We start from the raw sequence: 19,249 nt of genomic DNA, 5'->3' as shown, positions 1-19,249 counted from the left end.
AGGTCACTCATTCTTCAGGAACAATCCGTTAGGATGGAGTACTGTTATTATGCCCGCGATAATAGCGGGCATTTTCGTTTTTTGTGACTGCTTTGTAACATTGACGTGTAAAGCAGTGCTTTTTAGTAAGTTTACGCTGGTTGTGCAAACCAATATTTGCTTAAAATTTATTCGTTTTAGGTGGGTGTTGGCTCTAGGGAGAAAGGTTTGAAAAACACTAAAACCAATGAATTAAAGAGAACAAAGAAAAAGTACGAACGTGCCTATGAATTGCTAGATCAGGCATCTTACTCAGACCCGTTTGCGACACTCGGGCCATTCATTGATAATGGTGAGGGTTCCCTGAGAGTCTGGATGCCAGGTGCAGATAAGGTTGAGCTGATCATTGACGGCGAACCTCGCGTAGAGCTTCAACGCGAAGGCGAGAGTGGTTTTATACTCAAAGAAAAGCGCGAATTACATCTCACGCACTACCGTTTAGCGGTGGATTGGGCTGGTGTTGAGCAGATTATTGATGACCCATACCAATATCATAATATCTACCAAGAGTACGAACATCTGCATACACCGATAGATATGTACCACTACATGGGCTCACAATTTGTTACGTTAGAGCGTGGTGGTAAAAACATCTCTGGTGTCCGTTTCCTTGTATACGCCCCACATGCCTCAGCAGTCAGTCTGATTGGTGGCTTCAACCAATGGGATGGTCGTCGCCATCCGATGCAACGTCTGGATTACGGAATCTGGGGGTTGTTTGTTCCGGAACTGCAAGAGGGTGTGCAATACAAATTTGAACTCAAAGGTCCACATGGGGAAGGGCTTCCTCATAAACAAGACCCTTGGGGCTTTTACTCAGAACAATACCCATCTTTTGCTTCGATTACGTACGACCATAACCGTTACCAATGGCAAGATGAGAAGTGGCAAAAGCGTCCAGTAACAAAAAAACGCGATGAAGCGCTCTCTTTCTATGAGCTTCATGTCGGTTCGTGGAAACGTAATGAGCAGGGCGAGTTCTTGAACTACCGCGAGTTGGCGGATCATTTAGTGCCTTACTTAGTCGATATGGAATATACCCATGTAGAGCTAATGCCGATTTCTGAGCACCCATTCTATGGCTCTTGGGGTTACCAGCCAGTTGGCCTATTTGCGCCAACCAGCCGCTACGGTTCGCCAGATGACTTTAAGTACTTCGTGGATGTCTGTCACCAAGCAGGCATTGGCGTAGTTCTTGACTGGGTACCAGCACACTTCCCTTCAGATGGTCACGGTTTAGCCAACTTCGATGGTACACCACTATTCCATGATCCTGATCCTCGCCGTGGTTGGCATCAAGACTGGAACTCTTATATCTATGATGTCGGTCGTGAGCATGTACGTCGTTTCCTCGTCGCGAATGCGCTGTACTGGTTCGAACAATTCCATATCGATGGTATTCGCGTAGATGCGGTCGCTTCTATGATTTATCTTGATTACTCACGTAGCCACGATCAATGGATTCCTAACATCGACGGCGGTAATGAGAACTACGATGCCATCGCGACACTGAAGTGGATGAACGAGGAGGTGTACAAGCACTTCCCGAACGCCATGACGATTGCTGAAGAGTCTACGGCGTTCCCAGGTGTCTCGGCTCCAACATTCATGGGTGGTTTAGGGTTTGGATTTAAGTGGAACATGGGTTGGATGCACGACAGCCTTGCATACGTGAAAGAAGATCCTGTTCACCGCAAATACCACCACAATACCATCACGTTCCCGCTTATTTATGCACACAGCGAAAACTATGTGTTGTCTTTGTCGCATGATGAAGTGGTGTATGGTAAAGCGTCTATCCACAATAAGATGCCGGGTGATGAGTGGCAACAAACGGCAAACTTACGTGCATACTATGGTTACATGTACGGTCAGCCGGGTAAGAAGCTGAACTTTATGGGCGCTGAATTTGGCCAGACCTCGGAATGGAACCACGATGATCAGTTGCAATGGTTCTTGCTGGATTTTGAACGTCACCAAGGTGTTCAGGCTCTGACTCGCGACTTGAACCATCTTTACCGTAATGATCCTGCGCTGCATGACCAAGACTGTGAGTCGGCAGGCTTTGAATGGCGTCTTCAAGACGAAGCGGATGCAAGTATTTTGGCTCATGAGCGTATTAGCCAAGATGGTGAGCGTATTTTGGTCATCACTAACTTCACGCCGGTGCCACACGAGAAATTCCGCTTAGGCGTTCCGAATGAAGGTCGATATGAGCTTTTGCTTAATACCGATGATAGCAAATATCATGGTAGTGGCTTTAAGGTTCATACGAGTGTGGAGACAGAAGAGATAGAGAGTGAGTCACTTCCTCAGTCTCTTGGACTTCGCCTGCCTCCGTTATCTACCGTATTCTACAAACTTGTTAAATAAGCACACCTACTGAAACAAGCCCGCTTTACATTGTAAATCGGGCTTTTTTTGACCAAACTTTGACCTTCAAAACTTGTTCTTCGTCACATAATCCGGCACTCTTGCTCGCTTGCTTTTAAAGCTCGGAGTTGTTGGGATCTTACACATGTTGAAAAGGCTGAAGTCATTTCTGTTTAAAATGGTGTTGATACTATTACTCGTTCCCGTAGTTTTAGTGGGCGCGGGAAAGTTCGTCGATCCTCCAATCTGGGGATGGAAACTCAGTCGACTCATTTCGCCGCCAACGAACTATCCAGAGCATAGCCTCCATGAATGGGTGCCTTTGTCTCAAATCTCTAAGAACATGCAACTTGCTGTGATTGCGACCGAAGACCAGAAATTCCCTACGCACTATGGCATCGACCTTGAGTCTCTGTTTAACGTAATAGCCAATGCGGATGAAAATGGCCCATCCCGAGGCGCAAGTACGATCACTCAGCAAACCGCAAAAAATCTGTTTTTGTTTCCATCTCATTCTTATGTTCGCAAAGCTTACGAGTTGTACTTTGCCCTGCTGATGGAAGCCATGTGGAGCAAAGAGCGCATTTTGGAGGTTTACCTCAATGTGGTGGAATTTGGTCCGGGTATCTATGGGGCTGAAGCGGCTGCACAGAACTATTATGGTGTGAGTGCAGACAGGTTGTCCCAGTGGCAAGCGGCACAATTAGCGGTGGTGTTACCCAATCCTTACCGAATTAAAGTTTTCCCGCAAAGTAATTACACTCAGCGCCGTACAAGGTGGGCTTTGAACCAAATGCGTAACCTTGGCAGTGTTCAGTTGTAAATTAGACGAACTACGCCTCTTCACCAGCAAAGTGTGAGTTATCCCAAGCTTTGGGGCGTAGTCTTTTAGAATGATGTGTTCAGTTTCTTATACAGGCAAGATTAGCGTGAATAAAACTATTACATTCACGCAGCTTGTCTGCGTAACCAATGGACTGAACGATGAAACTGAACCTGATCACGACGACATTATTACTTGTGTCGGCAAGTGCCATTGCCGAACCCAATATTTCCATATCGACCACAACGAATAGCCGCGACTTCCCACTTAGTTCTGCACAAGCGTTAGTTGTACCACTGACCAAAGATAGCTACACACTAAAAATAACCGGTGTTGAAGGAGACTGTACGGCGCCAGAAGGCCAAACCGTCAAGTTTAATCAGCCGATCTCGTTAAACTGTGGTGAACCAACAGAGCTTCCTCTACAGATTCGTTTTACCGGCGATTACTCATTTGCCTATGATGACGAAGCGAAAACGCTCCTATTCAAACGTGAACCAAAGAAAGCGGCGAAAACCGAGTTCAAACGCCCAATTCCACAAGTTCAATGTGAGGTCTACCAAGGTGGTGAAGTGTCTATCGCGTTGGGAGATAGTTTTCCTGATGGGACGAAATTGCGAGATGCCTATTCAGGGCAAATCGTAGAGGTCAAAGACCAAAAAGTATCGCTCACTCCTGACAAAGCTTCTGGTGGCATTGTATTGCTTGAACCCATCAAAAAGACCAAAGAAGCAGTACCATTCGATTACCGCAATGCCAATATCTACTTTGTAATGGTAGATAGATTTAATAATGCGGATAGTAGCAATGACGAAAGCTACGGCCGTAAAAAAGATGGAAAAGAAGAAATTGGTACCTTCCATGGTGGTGATCTTAAAGGTGTGATTGAGAAACTGGACTACATCAAGAGCTTGGGTACGGATGCGATTTGGCTGTCACCGATTGTAGAGCAAGTGCATGGCTTTGTTGGTGGTGGGGACAGTGGTTCGTTCCCATTTTATGCCTATCACGGCTACTGGACTCGTGATTTCACTAAGATAGATGAGAACTTTGGTAACGAAGATGACCTGAAAACGCTGGTGGAAGAAGCGCATAAAAGTGGTCTGAAAGTGCTGCTAGACGCGGTAATCAACCATACAGGATATTCTACATTAGCCGACTTGCAGTTTGATGGTCTTGAAGTGCTAAAGTCGGGCGCTGATTTACCTGAAAAGTGGGGGGACTGGCAGCCTCTGAGTGGGGAAAACTGGCATAGTTACCATCAAAACATCGATTACCAAAGCCCGAACTGGATTAACTGGTGGGGCGGTGATTGGGTAAGAGCCGGTTTGCCGGGCTATCCCGAGCCAGGCAGCAGTGATATCACCATGTCGCTCGCTGGATTACCGGACTTTGTCACCGAATCAGATAAAGCGGTGACACCGCCAAAGTGGTTACTCGACAACCCGGGTACTCGTGTTAAGGCTCGTGACAATTACACCGTGTCGGATTATTTAATTGAATGGCAGGCGGATTGGGTGAAACGCTTTGGTATTGATGGCTACCGTGTTGACACAGTTAAACATGTGGAAGGTGATGTTTGGAAACGCCTGAAGCAGGAGGCCTCTCAAAGCTTACAACAGTGGCGTAAAGAGAACGGTAAGTCGGGTCAACCATTTTGGATGATGGGCGAAGTATGGGGACACACCGCATATCGCAGCCCTTATTTTGACGATGGATTCGATGCTCTGATCAACTTTGACATGCAGAAGAAGCTCGACAAAGGTGCCGCCTGTTTTAGCCAAATGGCAGAGACCTACCAAAGCTATGCCGATACCATTGCCAACGAGAAAGACTTTAACCCGGTTAGTTATATGTCTTCTCACGATACCGAGTTGTTCTTCTCTCGCTTCAAAGATTACGGTATGCAGCGCAACGCGGCGAATGCATTGCTATTAAGCCCTGGCGCAGTTCAGGTTTATTATGGCGATGAAATCGGGCGTAACATTGGCCCGTATGCGGATGACTTTCATCAAGGCACGCGTTCTGACATGGTTTGGGAATTGACTGATGACAAACAAGCGTTGCTTAAACACTGGCAGACGCTTGGTCAGTTCCGTAAAGCACACCCTGCAGTTGGTGCTGGCAAGCATCAAGTGATCGCTCAAGACGGAGCGTACGTATTCTCACGTTCACTTGGTAATGACAAAGTCGTGATTGCGTTTGTAGGCCGTGATAGGTAATTCCAGGCTAGAAATAAGCAGTTAAAAGCCCTTCTTTGGATTTTCAAAGAAGGGCTTTTATTTCAAATCTGAATATTATCTCGAAGTAATTCCCACAAAATTAAGTAAGATTAAAATTCCTAATTTTATCTATTATTTATTCTTATACTTCAATTGTGATTGCAATCATAAAATAAAATATCGTTTTAGTTTTTTATATTAGTTTGAATAACTGATTGATTTCGATCTTATCTCGAGCATCTGATTAAGTTGAACATATGTGTCATATCCCCCATGTGTAGGTAATCTTATGAAAAATCTGATTCAAACTGATCGTAAGGTGACGTTAGGGTGCTATATCGCACTGGCGTTTGCCGTTGTTTTCTTCTCTGGCATGTTGCAATCAAACCAATGGTATGGAGTCTTTGACTTCACAACGTTGAATGGCTCTTTTGGTAAGGTGGCGTATGGTGTCACTGAAACGGCTGATGGTTTAAAAGTCGCGACAACATCTCTTCGTGGTACTGGTGGTAGCGGTGCCCGAGATGGCTTTCTTTTTGCCCTTACACTTATCCCAACCGTGATGTTCGCATTAGGGATGATCAACGTTCTAGAACACTACGGTGCATTAGATGCCGCACGTAAACTGCTGACTCCCTTACTACGACCTCTGATGGGTATTCCGGGTAACTCAGGCTTGGCGCTTATTGCTTCTCTTCAAAGTACCGATGCTGGTGCTGCAATGACGCGTCAACTTAAAGATGAAGGTCATCTCACCAAACGTGAAACGGATGTATTTACTATGTTCCAGTTCACGGCAGGTGCAACCATCGTTAACTTCTTCTCATCAGGCGCTGTGTTATTTACCTTAACCATGGCGGATGGATCATTAGCTGTGACGTCTTCTATCGGTTTGGCGGTTGTGGTCATGTTTGTGTTTAAGATTATCGGTGCAAACTTGTTCCGCATCTACTTAAACATCACTGAAGGTAAAGAAGACAAACAAGAACAAAACAAATCTGAGAATTTGAAAGAGGAGACAGCATAATGGGTGATGTAAAAACAAGTAAGCCTATGGTGACGGATATTTTCGTTGAAGGCGCAAAGAAAGGTTGGGTGATCGCGACAACTTCTACTTTACCAAACGTTCTTATGGCATTTGTCATTATCAAAGCGCTTCAGATCACAGGCGCGCTGGATTTAATGGGGTCTATCTTCTCTCCGGTGATGGCGATATTTGGTTTGCCAGGTGAAGCGGCAGCCGTACTTATTGGCGCCTGGATGTCGATGGGTGGCGCTGTAGGTGTGGTTATCACGCTGTTTGACCAAGGTATTCTAAATGGCACTCATATCGCGATTCTTGCTCCTGCAATTTACCTGATGGGCTCTCAGGTCCAATATATGGGACGCATCATGGGTCCTATCGGTACAGAAGGTCGCTATATCCCTATCATGATTGCAATCTCAGTGCTAAACGCATTTGGTGCAATGTTGGTCATGAACCTGTTTGTTTAGGAGTCAATCATGCTGTTTTCTCTCAAAGATTATCTCGAAGAGCTACGTCCATTAATCAACGTTGATTGCGGAACTTACACTACCGATGGCATTGAATTTATTGCTTCTCAGTTTGAGGCAAAATTTCAAGCGTTGTCCGGCTGGAATGTAAAGCGTATTGATTGTGGCAAAGCAGGAGTAGGGCTAGAGATTCGTAATAAGCCAGAGGCAGAACAGATAGATGTGATGCTGATTGGCCATATGGATACGGTTTTCCCTATAGGTACAGCTGAGCGACGTCCGATGTCTATGGATGAAAATAAAGCGTACGGACCTGGCGTGTCAGATATGAAGTCTGGTTTGTTAAACATCGTTTATGCGATGCGAAATTTAGATAAAGCGGTATTAGAAAAGCTGTCGATCTGTGTTTGCATGAACCCGGATGAAGAAACAGGTTCACTAGGTTCGGTTGATTGGATTCAGTCTGTTGCGAAAAATGCCAAGAATGTGCTGGTAGCAGAAGCCGCACGTGCAGACGGTGGGTTGGTGAAAGCAAGAAAAGGCATGGCGCGTTACAAAATATCGTTCAATGGTGTAGCGGCTCACGCGGGTAATGAGCCAGAGAATGGTCGTAGTGCGATTACCGAAATGGCGAACTGGATTCTCGCTATTAATTCGATGACCAACTTCAACTCTGGCACTACCTTAAACGTGGGTATTGTGTCGGGCGGTAATGGGGCGAACATTGTGCCAGCACAAGCTGAAGCGATCGTGGATGTGCGCTTTTGGAGCAACGAAGAGTACGATGAGGTCGACACTAAGCTGAACGGGTTAGTTGAAACTCCGTTTATTGACGGGGTAAGCATTCAGTTAGATCGAGAAGCGTATAAACCATCAATGTTACCGAGTTTGCAAACCAAAGGTTTAATGGCGTTGGTTGAAAAGGCTGCCAGTGAGCTTTCTATTGATATTAATTGGAAAGAGGTTGGTGGCGGTTCTGATGCTAACAATACCGCTATTTTAGGAGTTCCAACATTAGATGGCTTTGGTCCAATCGGCGCGGGCTTCCACAGTGAGCAGGAATACTTACTTTTAGAATCTATTGAGCCTCGCATCAAGATGTTGATGCGTGTACTAGAGAAGATCGCTCAATAAAACGTTCATTGCACTAATATAGCTCTCAACCCCCAACCCTTGGCTTGGGGGTTTTTATATTTTCTTATCTCATCTGCCACCTAAGATAATCTTATGCTATTAATCTCGCGTTCAGGTTCACGCTATTAGTATGAGCGTCACAGTCATAAATATCAGGAGGCAACGATGACTACAGCCATGTCTTTAAAATCGACGCCTAATGACGCCGGTAGTGAAACACTAAAAGTGCCAGATGAGATAACCTTCTGGCATAAGATGAAGAAATCTGTCAGGAAAGCAGGTGAAGAGCTTGCGGTAATGGGTATTAAATCCTGGCTTGCGATGACAGATTCCAGTACCTCTGTTCGCCACAAAGCGATTCTTGGCGGTGCGTTAGCATATTTCGTTCTGCCAACCGATTTGGTGCCAGACGTATTAGCTGGTGTTGGATTTACTGATGATATGGCAGCGCTAACACTGGCTGCGAACACAGTTGGCAATGCCATTACGCCAGAGCACGAGAAGCAGGCCAGAGAGAAGCTACATTCGATGGCGAAATAACAACATGGTTTAAATAAACAAAGCCCCGATGTTTCCATCAGGGCTTTGTTTTAGACAGGATAATGGTAACCGTAAAACGGTTTATGCGTCTGCGCGCTTCAGATGTACTTCTTCTTCGGCTACGCCAGCCATTGGATCGTTGAAGCGAGCTTCATCCAATGCGCCTTCTGATTTCGCAACAATAACAGTTACAACGCTATCACCGGTGATATTCACTGCGGTACGAATCATATCTAGCAGACGGTCAACACCCATAATTAGTGCGATGCCTTCTAGCGGCAAGCCTACTTGGTTTAGTACCATTGCCAGCATGACCAGACCAACACCAGGAACGCCTGCAGTACCAATAGATGCTAGCGTAGCCGTCATGATAACCATTAGGTAATCACCCATGGTCAAATCAATGTTGAATGCTTGAGCGATAAACGCCGTCGCTACACCTTGCATGATCGCTGTACCATCCATATTCACGGTCGCACCTAATGGTACTGTGAATGACGAAATACGGTTTTCAACGCCCATTCGGTGTTTAGCCGTTTCCATAGTAACAGGAATTGTCGCGTTAGATGATGCAGTAGAAAATGCAAACATCACGGCGTCTTCCATCTTACGTAGGAACGTAATTGGGTTCAGACCAGTAAAGCCTTTTAGCATCAAGCTGTACGTGACTAGGCCGTGAAGCAGTAGTGTACCTGCAAGAACAACGAAGTATTCCGCAAGATTGATGATTGCACTCAGACCAAGGCCAGTAAACAGTTTCGCCATTAAGAAGAACACACCGTAAGGTGCAAGGTTCATCAAAATTGCAACCAGCTTCATTATCACTTCATTCAGATCAGTAAAAAATGAAGCGATACGTTCACCCGACTTACCCGCAGCGCTGATCGCAATGCCGAATAGAACGGCAAACACGATCACTTGAAGAGTTTTACCCTCAGCCATTGCGCTGATTGGGTTTGTAGGGAACATATCGATGATCACCTGACCCAAAGATGGCGCTTCAGCAGACTTGAATGAACTTACTGCTGTAAGATCTGCGCCCGCTCCTGGCTGAAACAATGTGCCCATCGTCAGAGCAAGAGTGATGGCTACTGCTGTGGTTGCTACGTATAAACCAATCGTTTTGCCACCCATGCGACCTAACGTTGATAGGTCTTTCAGAGAGCTAGTACCGCAAACCAGTGAGACAAACACTAGCGGTACTACCAGCATTTTCAAGCTGGCTACAAAAATTTGGCCACCAACTTCAAATAATCCATTAACAATGTATGCGTCGACAAATCCGTTGTCGGCAAAAAGTGTGCGGATTGCAAATCCTGTCAAGATACCCGCTACCATACCTAAAATTACACGGCTAGTAAGCGACATCGGTTTCTTGGTATTCATGAGAACACTCCTTATAGTTATGCACTCTGAGTTCATTTCAAAGTGGCGTGCAGATTAGCAGCGGAGTGAAAGAACACGAAAGAAAATCCCAATGGTTGGTTGATAGATGTGACTACGATCACCAATTAAAATGTTATTTTAACTGTATTTTAACCTTTGGAGTGGGGTTAACGTTTAAAAATTAACATATTTATCGAATATAAAACTAACGGCAATGCATTGTTACAATTGGGGGAGTTGTGATTTGAATTGCATATCTCATCTCACTTCTAACACTTTAGAATAGCTAGCCAGTGGATATGCAATCTATAACCGTGTTATTTAGCTGTATGAATGTTGTTCATTGGAGAGAGTGGATAGATGTAAGTGATCCCATACCCAGCGACTTTGCTCATTATTTCGGATACCGCCAACCCAATATTCTTGTGTGAACTTAGCCTTACCTTCTAAACAGTGCTTACCGTATTGGGTAATGCTTACTTGTTGCTCCCACCAGTTTTTATGCATTGAATCTATTGTAATTAGCGGTGATTCGTTTGTTACTAGCGGCATCATCAATGCGTAAAACATCACATCGCCTAAATAGGGTAGAGGCTCGCGTTGTTGATAGAGCTGAAACCAGTTGATTACGGATATGTTGTTAACCTGATCTTTTAGTGCATCAAGTGCGAGGCGTTGAGTTGAGCTTAAACCGGATACTGAATGGGGAAGCTCCTGTAAATGTCGTATGAGGACAGCGCGAATATTTGGCAGGCTATCTAATTCATGTTGCTGTAAAAGGTTCACAATAGCGTTTGGATTTTCTGACGTCACGGCATGCCAACATCGTTTAGCCTGACTCATCAATTTTGTACTGAGAGGTTTCCGGTATTGCCAGCATGAGCGTATTGCTTCTACTGGTAGCTGACCAAAACCAATAAAACGTTCAGTACCAGGGAATTGATTGAGCTCGATGATTTCAATGACCTTATCTTTCACATCCTCAAGGTAAGTCAGGCAGCGAAGAAGCATGAGTTGATCATAGCTATCATGCTCTACCCAAAATACGATTCGTTCAAATTTATCGTTAAGCAGTGTGTCTAGGTTTCTTTGTCCCTGCTGCACTATATCTTGTACAGAATCTGCTTGTCCCATTACTGGCAAAAGTGTGCTGGCTACATAGTGAGCACGAAGTGCTAAAAATGATTGCTCGTTATTTGGTATTGGACCAATGCATAATGGGTCAATCATTGGTAAAAAATGACCTTCAAAACCACTCTCTACGAGACGTTGTTGAATATCGTGACCGCAGCGAACATGGAGCGTGCTTAGGTCATGGTCCAATGCCCGTCCTTTTAACGAAATAGCGCGCTTATGAGATTCTAAATTTTCCACATGAGCTTTAAGTTTGCTCCAGCTTGGCAACCCCAGTTCTCTGGCTAAAGCATGTTGAACATCAGCAAGTTGAATAGTATTGAAAGATAGCGCATCAGGCTGAGAGTGGAATTTTTTTACCTGCTCCAGAGCGGAATGGTCACTTTGACGAATCGCTTTTAAGCGCTTTTTCGCGATGGCTTTTTGCTGTTTTAGGTTAATAGAGAAGCTATTTTGAGATTGCATTTTTCACCTTTCTTATTTCTTCCACACTCGCCTAAACAGAAGCTAAAAAGAAGGTAAAAACAGATTGTGCCTGCTACCAGAACAGGGAAGCGAAATTGCCATGAACTGAGTTCTTTCCGCGAGTGTTGGGTGCTTTAGGCTTGAGCTCGTTCATAATATGCGACCAGTGTCTGACAGGCAACTATTAATAACTTAAGGGAGTAATTGTGCCTTATTAAACGACAAAGCTTCACTAAAAGGGCTTTTGTTTAATTGAGTTCAGGTAACGTGCACCTGATGTGGTTCCTGCTCTCTGCTTGCTTCTCTTTGAGCCTGTTGTTTTTGAATGCGACGCTCTTTTTTCGATAGCCAAACCAGAGGCACTAATATCATGGCAGTACCGATGACCATATAAATATCCGGCACTTCGTCAAACCAGATAAACCCGATGACGACCGCGCCTATCAAACCACTGTATTCAGCGCTCGCAATCTTATTACTGTCTATCGAACGGTACGCCATTACACAAGTCGCCGCATACACCATAATAAGTAGACTTGAACCTGCAGCGATAGGGAAAGCACTCCAGTCCCAAGGTTTCGCTTCAATGAAGACCAACAACAGCGCGACGGGAATGCCTGCCAGGTTGGTCATGAGCAATGTATGTGCGACGGACTGATTTCCTGGTAACTTGCGAATTAATAAGTTGTTAATCGCTATTGATACAGCAACGATAAATGCAGAAATCGCCGCCCAACCGATTTGATCCGGACGAATGATCACTAATACACCGACAAACCCCATGACTGCCGCAGAAACTGATTGTTTAGAAAGCTGTTCTCTGAAAAATAGCGCAGCAATAGGTAGCATAATTAATGGGGCTGCATAGAAAATAGCGTTCGCGGTCGCCAGAGGCAAAGCAGAGATCGCAAATACCATGAAGACCGCACCAAGTAGCCATACGTGAGCTCGAATGGCATGCCACTTAAACCCTTCCATAAAATAGGTTGGTCGATCGAGTAAGCAAAAAGGTAGCAGAAAAAGCACAGCCGAAATTTGTCGAAATAACACGAACTGAAAAACAGGCACCTCATTACCAACGACTTTAATCAAAGAGTCTGACATCACTGCAATCAGGTTTCCAACAATTAATAGCAGCATTGCTGCTCCGACAGATGTGACTTTCACGTTTTTATCTCCTCTTTCTTTGCGCAAGAGTAGGTGATGTCATAGGATGAAGTGAAGTGATATTTATTATTTTAAGTATGAGATTTTTAGATAATGAAATTGCCCCCATTAAGAGCGGTTCACTGCTTTGAATCTGTCGCGCGAAATTTGAGTTTTTCTCTTGCTGCAGAAGAGTTAAATGTGACGCAAAGTGCCGTGAGTCATCAGATACGTTTACTCGAAGATTATTTGGGGGAATCACTGTTTGTTCGCCAAGGGAGAAAACTCTCTTTGTCTGATACTGGTACGCGATATCTGGAAGACATCAGCCCTGCGATTAGTACTATTGCAATGGCGAGTCAGAAGGTGCGTGAGGGTGAGAAGGGCAGTATTCGTCTGGCTATTTATAGTTCGCTAGCGGTGAAATGGCTGATCCCGCGTTTGTCTGATTTTAAGCGCCTCTACCCGGAAATCGAGCTTACGCTTAACATGGTATCGGGCGATCCCGAACAGACGGACAGTGTCGGAGATTGTTTTATTACCGTACAGAAACCAAAGCGAAACTACATGTCTGTCTACTTATACGAAGATATCTTGTATCCCGTTTGTAGCCATAAAATATGGAAAGAGATCCAAGATAAACCCATGCCGGAAGCGCTTTGGCAATATCCACTGCTTTCAACCGATTCTATTTATCGTGAGCGGGGAAAAGATTGGGCGGAATGGTGCAATGTTGGTGGTTTTTCTTTACCTGGCAATGTGGATATTCAGCATTTTAGCCACATGTTACTGGCGATAGAGGCAGCGCGTTACGATCAAGGTATTGCATTCGCGAATGATTTTATGCTCAACGAACGCGATATGGCGCACGATTTGGTATACATCCCATCGCATGGTCTAGATACAGGGGATAGCTTTTATTTTGTGCATAAGAAGAGTCGAGCCAAACAAACAGAGATTATAAAGTTAACCAACTGGTTGAAGCAGCAGTGCTTGTAGATAAAGTGATGGCTTGGGGGGATTGGGAAATGGATGTCGCAAAGCGGCTATTATCAGGACAGATAGAAAAAACCGAGCGGTAAATGCTCGGTTATTTATTTTTCAGATAACTAACAATCTTATTACTGCTTGATTAAGTTGTAGTTAGAGGCAAGTTCACCTGGTACTTTTTCGCCGTTCATATCGAGTTTCATTAGCATGTTCTCGCCTACGAAGTATTGGTTTGGCGCATCTTCATTGGACAGTGTGACTGTGTTGCCGCTCTCATTCCAACTGAACTGTCCTTCAGATTTTAGCTGACCATCTTCTTTGCCTTGGTAGCTTTGCTCAAGCACGTATGTTCCGTCTTGATTCAGTGTGATACTAATATCAATGCCAGAGCAGTCTGCGCATGGAAGCGTACCTTGGTAAGTTCCGTTCCAATCAAGTGAATTATTCGCATTGTGCTCATTGTCTACAAATGTTTCTGTAGAAATGCCTTGCTCTTGTGTTGCCTGCTCTTCTACTACTGGCATTGCATCCGTTGTTTCAGCGGTGACAACTTGCGTCGCTTCAACCTTAGGAGCTTCTACAGCGGTCGTTTCAGCTGGTTTTTCGTCTTGGCAGCCAGCTAGAATGATAACCGCACCTGTTAATGCCAACATTGTCTTTTTCATTTTATCCCTCTTTGAATCAAGATTTTCTATGGGGGTTATATTAGACCTGCTTATGAAATTTACGTCATACGAAAGCAAGAGAATGATCTCTCTATGTCAATAAAATTGGTGTCTGGCATAAAATTGTCAAAATAATCAGGGCAGTGTAAAAATACCGTGTTCTATAATTTGATTGCATGGTTATTTTGACTAGGCGGCAAAAATGTCACTAATTCAGAATGTCATTCTTTCGTCGAATTCTACTCGTGTACTCACTCTACGATTTTTGCAAACTTAGGTTTATGGCATATGCCATAAATCGATATTGGCGTATGCCATAAATGGGCGTAGCGTATATACATCCCACTAACCAAGCATCAGATGGTTACCTGGGTATAACTGTTGCAGAGGGACGAAGATGGCAAGACCCAAAATAGAAAGACGCATATGTGGACGGGCTGCACACCACTGTTTCAAACCCAATGGTGTGCCTTTTCATCAATTGGAACAAATCTGCATCTTACCTGAAGAGCTAGAAGCATTGCGTTTAGCCGATTTGGAGGGGCTCAGCCAACAGCAAGCCGCAGACCAAATGGGCATATCCAGACAAACTTTTGGCAACACGGTAAAAAGCGCGCGATCTAAAGTCGCAAAAAGTTTAGTTGAAGGTCATGCACTGGTTTTTCCGAATGAGGAGTCAAACTTATGATTTATGCTATTCCCAATGATGGTGAGCGAGTGGCGAATCACTTTGTAAAAGCACCATACATTGCTATTTATTCTGATACCGATGGGGTGCTACAAAATCTAGCGAACATTGCGGCTATGCCGCAGTCTGGTTGTAAAGCAAAATCTCAGCTAATTCAGTCACTACAAGAGTACAATGTCGATGCCGTGCTCGTTCGTAACATTGGTGAGAGGGCGTTGGAAAAGCTGCTTAACAGTGGTAAACAAGTCTTCAGGTTGTCTACGCGCAGTTCACTGGAAGATGTGCTGGGTGTGGGCAGAACTCAGCTCACGGAACCGTCTCAAGGCCGTCCTTCTCTTAATCACCAGAAAAAAGGCGGGTGCGGATCCTGTGGTTGTGGTGGCAAAAAAGCGAAGCCGTCATTATTAACTCGCCCTAATCAGCCGAGTTTGATGTCCGCAGCACAGTCCAACCCTACTATACTTAGCTTAAAGGCTTCGGTTAATAAGGCTGGTTAGCGTGGTTTGGTTATTTACCTTTCTTGGTTTTCTCGTGGTTATTCTATTGATGTCGCTTGGGGTGATTTTCCACAACAAGCGTATTCAAGGTAGTTGTGGCGGCTTGACTAACGTTGGTGTCGACAAAGTGTGTAACTGTGAAACCACTTGTGCCGAATCAGAGCGGCGTTTGTATCAAATTTCTGAGCCTAACTCATCACTTAAGCGCTAAGGCTCTTGACCCAATTGGGTAAAGTTTGTCTGAACCAGTTTAGATACTTGCTGGTTTGCGGGTTGTTTCTTGAGACCAGGATATTGACGACTTCCACCACAATCCATGTTTTTGCTTCTACGATAGCGCCGGTCAGTTCTTTAGGGTGACCTTGTCTGGCGCATTCGACATATTTTTGCGCGACTTCCAGATAGTCATCTTGTGTGCCCATGCCTTTAATCAGCGGTGCCAAATCGATCGCAACATGCCCTTTGGAAAAACGTTCCCAGTCAAATAAAACCAACTCGCCATTTTTACGCAATCCCCAGTTTCCTGCGTTTGTATCACCTGAAATCAAATTTGCACTGTCGAACAGGTGACCGGAATTTTCTTGTGTGAGATAAAAGAAGTGTTCAGTCGCTCTGTCCAGCATTAATGTCGTTAGCGCTTGTTGGGTTGCCGATAATGTCCATTGATGAGTGTGGTAAAGATCCTTAGCTGTCGGCGTCACTTCATGCAGCGAAACTAATTGCTTAATAACCCGATGATCTTGTCTCAAAAAGTCCTGTTCGACGAGGTTCGGGATGTATTCAATTTGCAACGTATTGCGATGCATATCCAGTTCAATCAGGTTTGGCACGTATATCCCTTGCTGATTAAAACTCTCTGCATGATTCTGATAAAACGTGGCCTCTACTGGCGTCGGTTGATGCTTCTCAATAACCTGAATGCCATTTCGCTCTAAAAGGATCACTTTAGCGCTGCCCATTTGGCTGAGTTCTTGCTTTGACACCTGACTTCCTGTCTCCGATTGATTGAAGATATACCTTAATCACTTGAGCGTACGATGCCAATAAAGCGTGATGAAATAAAATGCAATCGGTTGAGGTATAAATTGCTGTGATTGTCTATTTTTTGAACGGTGGTTTTGGTGGTCTTTCGATTTGGGTCTACGCTTATAGCTCGTCTTAATAAAGGAGAACCAATATGGCTGTAATGAAGCAGGATATTCCAAATCGTGTAACGGTTTATCATGACAATATCGAGCAAGAACAAGAGCTGAAAAATGCGATGCTGCCTGAAAAACCACGCTACTTTAATGGCTCTCCGACTTATAAAGCCGACAGTATCGAAGAGTTTGAAAGTAGAATCAGTCAAATTGGATTGTCACTAGATAAATAGCAACGAGTTGATTTTCTGTATTCGAGCGAGTGATAGGTAAAGTCTTTACTAGCAGACTCAGAATAGGAAAGCGCCCTCGTAATGAGGGCGCTTCGTTTTTTAGCTTGGTTATTGTGGATCAGTTTTGTTGGGTACTGCTTTGGCAGACTTGTTTTTGAACCGCTGGTGGTGCAGGTTCGTAGTGACTTAACGTCATACTGAAACTTCCTTCGCCACCGGTAATTGCTCGCAATCTGCGAGCGTAATCTTGTAGCTCATTGACTGGTGATTTAGCCCGAATGAGGGTGAAGTTGCTATCAATCGGCTCTGTGCCTTCGATTAATCCTCTATTACCGGATAGATCACCTGACACATCTCCAACGTTGGCGGTTGGAATATGCAATTCCATCTGAATTATTGGCTCAAGAACGATCGGATCGGCATTATGAATCGCATCTAAGAAGGCTTTTTTACCTGCGATGACAAAGGCGATCTCTTTTGAGTCGACAGAATGGTATTTGCCATCATAGACCGTCACTTCGACATCTTTGATAGGATTCCCAGAAATTGCGCCTTCCTCCAAAGCTTGTAGGATTCCTTTTTCTACTGCTGGAATCAGAGAAGTTGGAATAGCACCCCCGACGACTTTGTTGATGAACTTGAATCCCGCTCCTCGCTCTAGAGGACGAACTCTCAGTTGGACTTCTCCGAACTGACCAGCGCCGCCACTTTGTTTCTTGTGTCGATAGTGGCCTTCGGCGGGTTTGGTAATGGTCTCAAAATATTCGACGCTAGGCTGGCAAGTTTCTACTTCTAGCTTGTAGATGCTCGACATTTTCTCTAGTGCAACTTTAAGGTGAAACTCTCCCTGTCCACTGATAATGGTTTCATTCGTCCTTGCACGATGCTCGATACGCAATGAAGGGTCTTCACTGGCAATTTTATTTAGGACATCCCCCAGTTTTTGTTCGTCTCCTCTTTTTAGCGGTTTTAAGCACAGAGAGTACATAGGGTCCGGGAAATTTAGCGTTTTTAATTGAACGCCATCTTCATCATGAGAATCATGTACGATGGAGTCAAACTCAAGATCATCCACTTTGGCGAGTACACAGAAATCACCGGCCAGCGCCCGCGGAATTTCCATCCGTTCTTTACCTTGCAATTGATAGAGATGCCCAACTTTAAATGCCTTGTTACTTTCACCGATGTAAAGTTGACTGCCTGCGTTAATTTCGCCTTGGTAAACGCGAAGGTAAGCGAGTTTGCCCATGTAAGGATCGACGCTGACCTTATAAACGTGCGCGACGGTATGTTCTAAGGTTTCACAGTTAACTTTGATCTTTTTGCCGTTTTTCTCTAGCAGTGGTGGGTTGCCTTCGTTTGGCATAGGCATAATTTCTGCCAAGGTGCGAAGTAGTAGTTCGATACCTGCCCCGGTTTGTGCAGACACAAAGCAGATTGGAATGACGTGACCTGTTCTGAGTGCTTCTTCAAAAGGATCATGAAGCTGCTCTGCCGTTAATTCCGAACCCTGTTCCAAATACAGTTCCATTAACGCTTCATCAACTTCGATGACTTGGTCAATCAAGGTTTCATGAGCTTCGGAGACTTTTGCCAGTAACGTTTCACGCTCGAGTTCTGGCTCAAAGTAGCAATCCACCACAGTTTGCCCATCGGGAGAAGGTAAGTTGATTGGCAAACACTTGTCACCAAAGTGTTCGGCGATGTTATCCATCAATCGCTGTAACTGATTACCGTGGCTGTCGAGTTTGTTAATGATGATCATCTGACATTTTTGCTGCTCTTGAGCAAATGTAAACAAGCGATCAGACGTTTGGTTAAGAGGCGTTTGAGGATCGATGATGAGTGCTGATGTTTCAACAGAAGGAAAAACACTGATCGTTCTGCCGAGCAACTCACTTTGTCCCGGAGTGTCAATAATGTTCAGGCGATGTTTATTCCAGCTTAATGCAACAGGGGTTGCTTCAATACTGTGTTGATATTGAATAGATTGTGGGTCGAAATCGGTAACAGTATCGCCTTTTTCTACGCTTCCTAAGTGATGAGTTGCTTCGCACGTGAAAAGCAGTTTTTCGACAAGTGTCGTTTTACCGGTTCCGGTCTGACCGACAAAAGCAATGTTGCGGATTTTATTGATAGGCATAAAGCCTCCTTGCAAGATGACGTGAGGAAACCTGTTTTCAGGTCACGAACTGCATTGGAGTAGGGCGGGTTTACCGCCTATTCGTCTTCCATGTCATTTTCCGGATGACTTTATGCATACAACCGCCTTGCTGAGAGA

Annotated in this window: 18 protein-coding genes; 12 read left to right on the top strand and 6 right to left on the bottom strand. The window is 44.6% G+C overall.

Annotated features, from left to right (window positions below; all coding sequences use genetic code 11):
- The first annotated feature begins 207 nt into the window (after positions 1-207).
- The 7 genes from glgB (at position 208) to WJM94_RS08335 (ending at position 8,625) form a co-directional block, all read left to right on the top strand.
- On the top strand, positions 208-2,412 hold the full coding sequence (gene glgB / locus WJM94_RS08365) for a 1,4-alpha-glucan branching protein GlgB (RefSeq protein ID WP_444493791.1): 2,205 nt from the start codon (positions 208-210) through the stop codon (positions 2,410-2,412).
- Positions 2,413-2,557: 145 nt separating this feature from the next.
- Positions 2,558-3,235, top strand: coding sequence for a monofunctional biosynthetic peptidoglycan transglycosylase (gene mtgA, locus WJM94_RS08360; protein WP_444493790.1), 678 nt, complete (start codon positions 2,558-2,560; stop codon positions 3,233-3,235).
- 161 nt (positions 3,236-3,396) lie between these two features.
- The gene (locus WJM94_RS08355) at positions 3,397-5,457 is read left to right on the top strand and encodes an alpha-amylase (protein WP_444493789.1); all 2,061 of its coding nucleotides are present in this window, start codon (positions 3,397-3,399) and stop codon (positions 5,455-5,457) included.
- Between the two features lie 289 nt (positions 5,458-5,746).
- Positions 5,747-6,484 (top strand): nucleoside recognition domain-containing protein, encoded by a 738-nt coding sequence (locus WJM94_RS08350; protein WP_444493788.1) that lies wholly within the window; start codon positions 5,747-5,749, stop codon positions 6,482-6,484.
- Entirely contained in the window at positions 6,484-6,951 is a 468-nt protein-coding gene (locus tag WJM94_RS08345; protein WP_444493787.1) for a YjiG family protein, read from the top strand. Before WJM94_RS08350 ends, WJM94_RS08345 begins: the two co-directional genes overlap by 1 nt.
- Positions 6,952-6,960: 9 nt before the next feature.
- Complete coding sequence (locus WJM94_RS08340; RefSeq protein WP_444493786.1) at positions 6,961-8,085, top strand: M20 family metallopeptidase; 1,125 nt, start codon at positions 6,961-6,963, stop codon at positions 8,083-8,085.
- A 165-nt stretch (positions 8,086-8,250) separates the two neighbouring features.
- Complete coding sequence (locus WJM94_RS08335) at positions 8,251-8,625, top strand: YkvA family protein (RefSeq protein ID WP_444493785.1); 375 nt, start codon at positions 8,251-8,253, stop codon at positions 8,623-8,625.
- Positions 8,626-8,706: 81 nt separating this feature from the next.
- Here the strand turns inward: WJM94_RS08335 and WJM94_RS08330 are convergent, their stop codons facing one another.
- The 3 genes from WJM94_RS08330 to WJM94_RS08320 form a co-directional block, all read right to left on the bottom strand.
- Complete coding sequence (locus tag WJM94_RS08330; protein ID WP_444493784.1) at positions 8,707-10,011, bottom strand: dicarboxylate/amino acid:cation symporter; 1,305 nt, start codon at positions 10,009-10,011, stop codon at positions 8,707-8,709.
- 321 nt (positions 10,012-10,332) lie between these two features.
- Positions 10,333-11,610 carry a DUF1835 domain-containing protein gene (locus WJM94_RS08325; RefSeq protein WP_444493783.1) on the bottom strand — a complete coding sequence of 426 codons (1,278 nt, stop codon included), beginning with the start codon at positions 11,608-11,610 and terminating at the stop codon, positions 10,333-10,335.
- Between the two features lie 258 nt (positions 11,611-11,868).
- Complete coding sequence (locus tag WJM94_RS08320) at positions 11,869-12,777, bottom strand: DMT family transporter (protein ID WP_444493782.1); 909 nt, start codon at positions 12,775-12,777, stop codon at positions 11,869-11,871.
- 93 nt (positions 12,778-12,870) lie between these two features.
- Between WJM94_RS08320 and WJM94_RS08315 the strand changes: the two genes are divergently transcribed.
- Complete coding sequence (locus tag WJM94_RS08315) at positions 12,871-13,755, top strand: LysR family transcriptional regulator (RefSeq protein WP_444493781.1); 885 nt, start codon at positions 12,871-12,873, stop codon at positions 13,753-13,755.
- Positions 13,756-13,877: 122 nt separating this feature from the next.
- Here the strand turns inward: WJM94_RS08315 and WJM94_RS08310 are convergent, their stop codons facing one another.
- Positions 13,878-14,411 (bottom strand): copper resistance protein NlpE, encoded by a 534-nt coding sequence (locus WJM94_RS08310; protein WP_444493780.1) that lies wholly within the window; start codon positions 14,409-14,411, stop codon positions 13,878-13,880.
- 397 nt (positions 14,412-14,808) lie between these two features.
- Between WJM94_RS08310 and WJM94_RS08305 the strand changes: the two genes are divergently transcribed.
- The 3 genes from WJM94_RS08305 to nqrM are packed head-to-tail and all read left to right on the top strand — an operon-like array spanning position 14,809 to position 15,807.
- Positions 14,809-15,099, top strand: a complete 291-nt coding sequence (locus WJM94_RS08305; RefSeq protein ID WP_444493779.1) for a DUF134 domain-containing protein — start codon at positions 14,809-14,811, stop codon at positions 15,097-15,099.
- Positions 15,096-15,596, top strand: a complete 501-nt coding sequence (locus tag WJM94_RS08300; RefSeq protein WP_444493778.1) for a NifB/NifX family molybdenum-iron cluster-binding protein — start codon at positions 15,096-15,098, stop codon at positions 15,594-15,596. The genes WJM94_RS08305 and WJM94_RS08300 overlap by 4 nt, the downstream gene beginning before the upstream one ends.
- Before the next feature lies 1 nt (position 15,597).
- On the top strand, positions 15,598-15,807 hold the full coding sequence (gene nqrM / locus WJM94_RS08295; protein ID WP_444493777.1) for a (Na+)-NQR maturation NqrM: 210 nt from the start codon (positions 15,598-15,600) through the stop codon (positions 15,805-15,807).
- On the opposite strand, the gene WJM94_RS08290 is transcribed toward nqrM, so the two are convergent.
- Complete coding sequence (locus WJM94_RS08290) at positions 15,797-16,579, bottom strand: phosphotransferase family protein (RefSeq protein WP_444493776.1); 783 nt, start codon at positions 16,577-16,579, stop codon at positions 15,797-15,799. The two genes, nqrM and WJM94_RS08290, sit on opposite strands and share 11 nt — an antisense overlap.
- A gap of 194 nt (positions 16,580-16,773) precedes the next feature.
- Between WJM94_RS08290 and WJM94_RS08285 the strand changes: the two genes are divergently transcribed.
- Entirely contained in the window at positions 16,774-16,968 is a 195-nt protein-coding gene (locus tag WJM94_RS08285) for a hypothetical protein (RefSeq protein WP_444493775.1), read from the top strand.
- A 118-nt stretch (positions 16,969-17,086) separates the two neighbouring features.
- Here WJM94_RS08285 and fusA read toward each other — a convergent pair whose 3' ends face one another.
- Positions 17,087-19,111 (bottom strand): elongation factor G, encoded by a 2,025-nt coding sequence (gene fusA, locus WJM94_RS08280; RefSeq protein ID WP_444493774.1) that lies wholly within the window; start codon positions 19,109-19,111, stop codon positions 17,087-17,089.
- Between the last annotated feature and the right edge of the window lie 138 nt (positions 19,112-19,249).

Origin of the sequence: Vibrio sp. YIC-376 (genome assembly GCF_052353105.1) — a bacterium.
Lineage (GTDB): Bacteria > Pseudomonadota > Gammaproteobacteria > Enterobacterales > Vibrionaceae > Vibrio.
The sequence above is the reverse complement of the archived record's forward strand: the minus strand, read 5'-3'. Positions and strand labels throughout refer to the sequence as shown.

Excerpts from the sequence above, each read along its gene's own strand:
- mtgA (WP_444493790.1), top strand. The coding sequence starts at position 2,558 with ATGTTGAAAAGGCTGAAGTCATTTCTGTTTAAAATGGTGTTGATACTA.
- WJM94_RS08355 (WP_444493789.1), top strand. The coding sequence starts at position 3,397 with ATGAAACTGAACCTGATCACGACGACATTATTACTTGTGTCGGCAAGT.
- WJM94_RS08350 (WP_444493788.1), top strand. The coding sequence starts at position 5,747 with ATGAAAAATCTGATTCAAACTGATCGTAAGGTGACGTTAGGGTGCTAT.
- WJM94_RS08345 (WP_444493787.1), top strand. The coding sequence starts at position 6,484 with ATGGGTGATGTAAAAACAAGTAAGCCTATGGTGACGGATATTTTCGTT.
- WJM94_RS08340 (WP_444493786.1), top strand. The coding sequence starts at position 6,961 with ATGCTGTTTTCTCTCAAAGATTATCTCGAAGAGCTACGTCCATTAATC.
- WJM94_RS08335 (WP_444493785.1), top strand. The coding sequence starts at position 8,251 with ATGACTACAGCCATGTCTTTAAAATCGACGCCTAATGACGCCGGTAGT.
- WJM94_RS08330 (WP_444493784.1), bottom strand. The coding sequence starts at position 10,011 with ATGAATACCAAGAAACCGATGTCGCTTACTAGCCGTGTAATTTTAGGT.
- WJM94_RS08325 (WP_444493783.1), bottom strand. The coding sequence starts at position 11,610 with ATGCAATCTCAAAATAGCTTCTCTATTAACCTAAAACAGCAAAAAGCC.
- WJM94_RS08315 (WP_444493781.1), top strand. The coding sequence starts at position 12,871 with ATGAAATTGCCCCCATTAAGAGCGGTTCACTGCTTTGAATCTGTCGCG.
- WJM94_RS08310 (WP_444493780.1), bottom strand. The coding sequence starts at position 14,411 with ATGAAAAAGACAATGTTGGCATTAACAGGTGCGGTTATCATTCTAGCT.
- WJM94_RS08305 (WP_444493779.1), top strand. The coding sequence starts at position 14,809 with ATGGCAAGACCCAAAATAGAAAGACGCATATGTGGACGGGCTGCACAC.
- WJM94_RS08300 (WP_444493778.1), top strand. The coding sequence starts at position 15,096 with ATGATTTATGCTATTCCCAATGATGGTGAGCGAGTGGCGAATCACTTT.
- WJM94_RS08285 (WP_444493775.1), top strand. The coding sequence starts at position 16,774 with ATGGCTGTAATGAAGCAGGATATTCCAAATCGTGTAACGGTTTATCAT.
- fusA (WP_444493774.1), bottom strand. The coding sequence starts at position 19,111 with ATGCCTATCAATAAAATCCGCAACATTGCTTTTGTCGGTCAGACCGGA.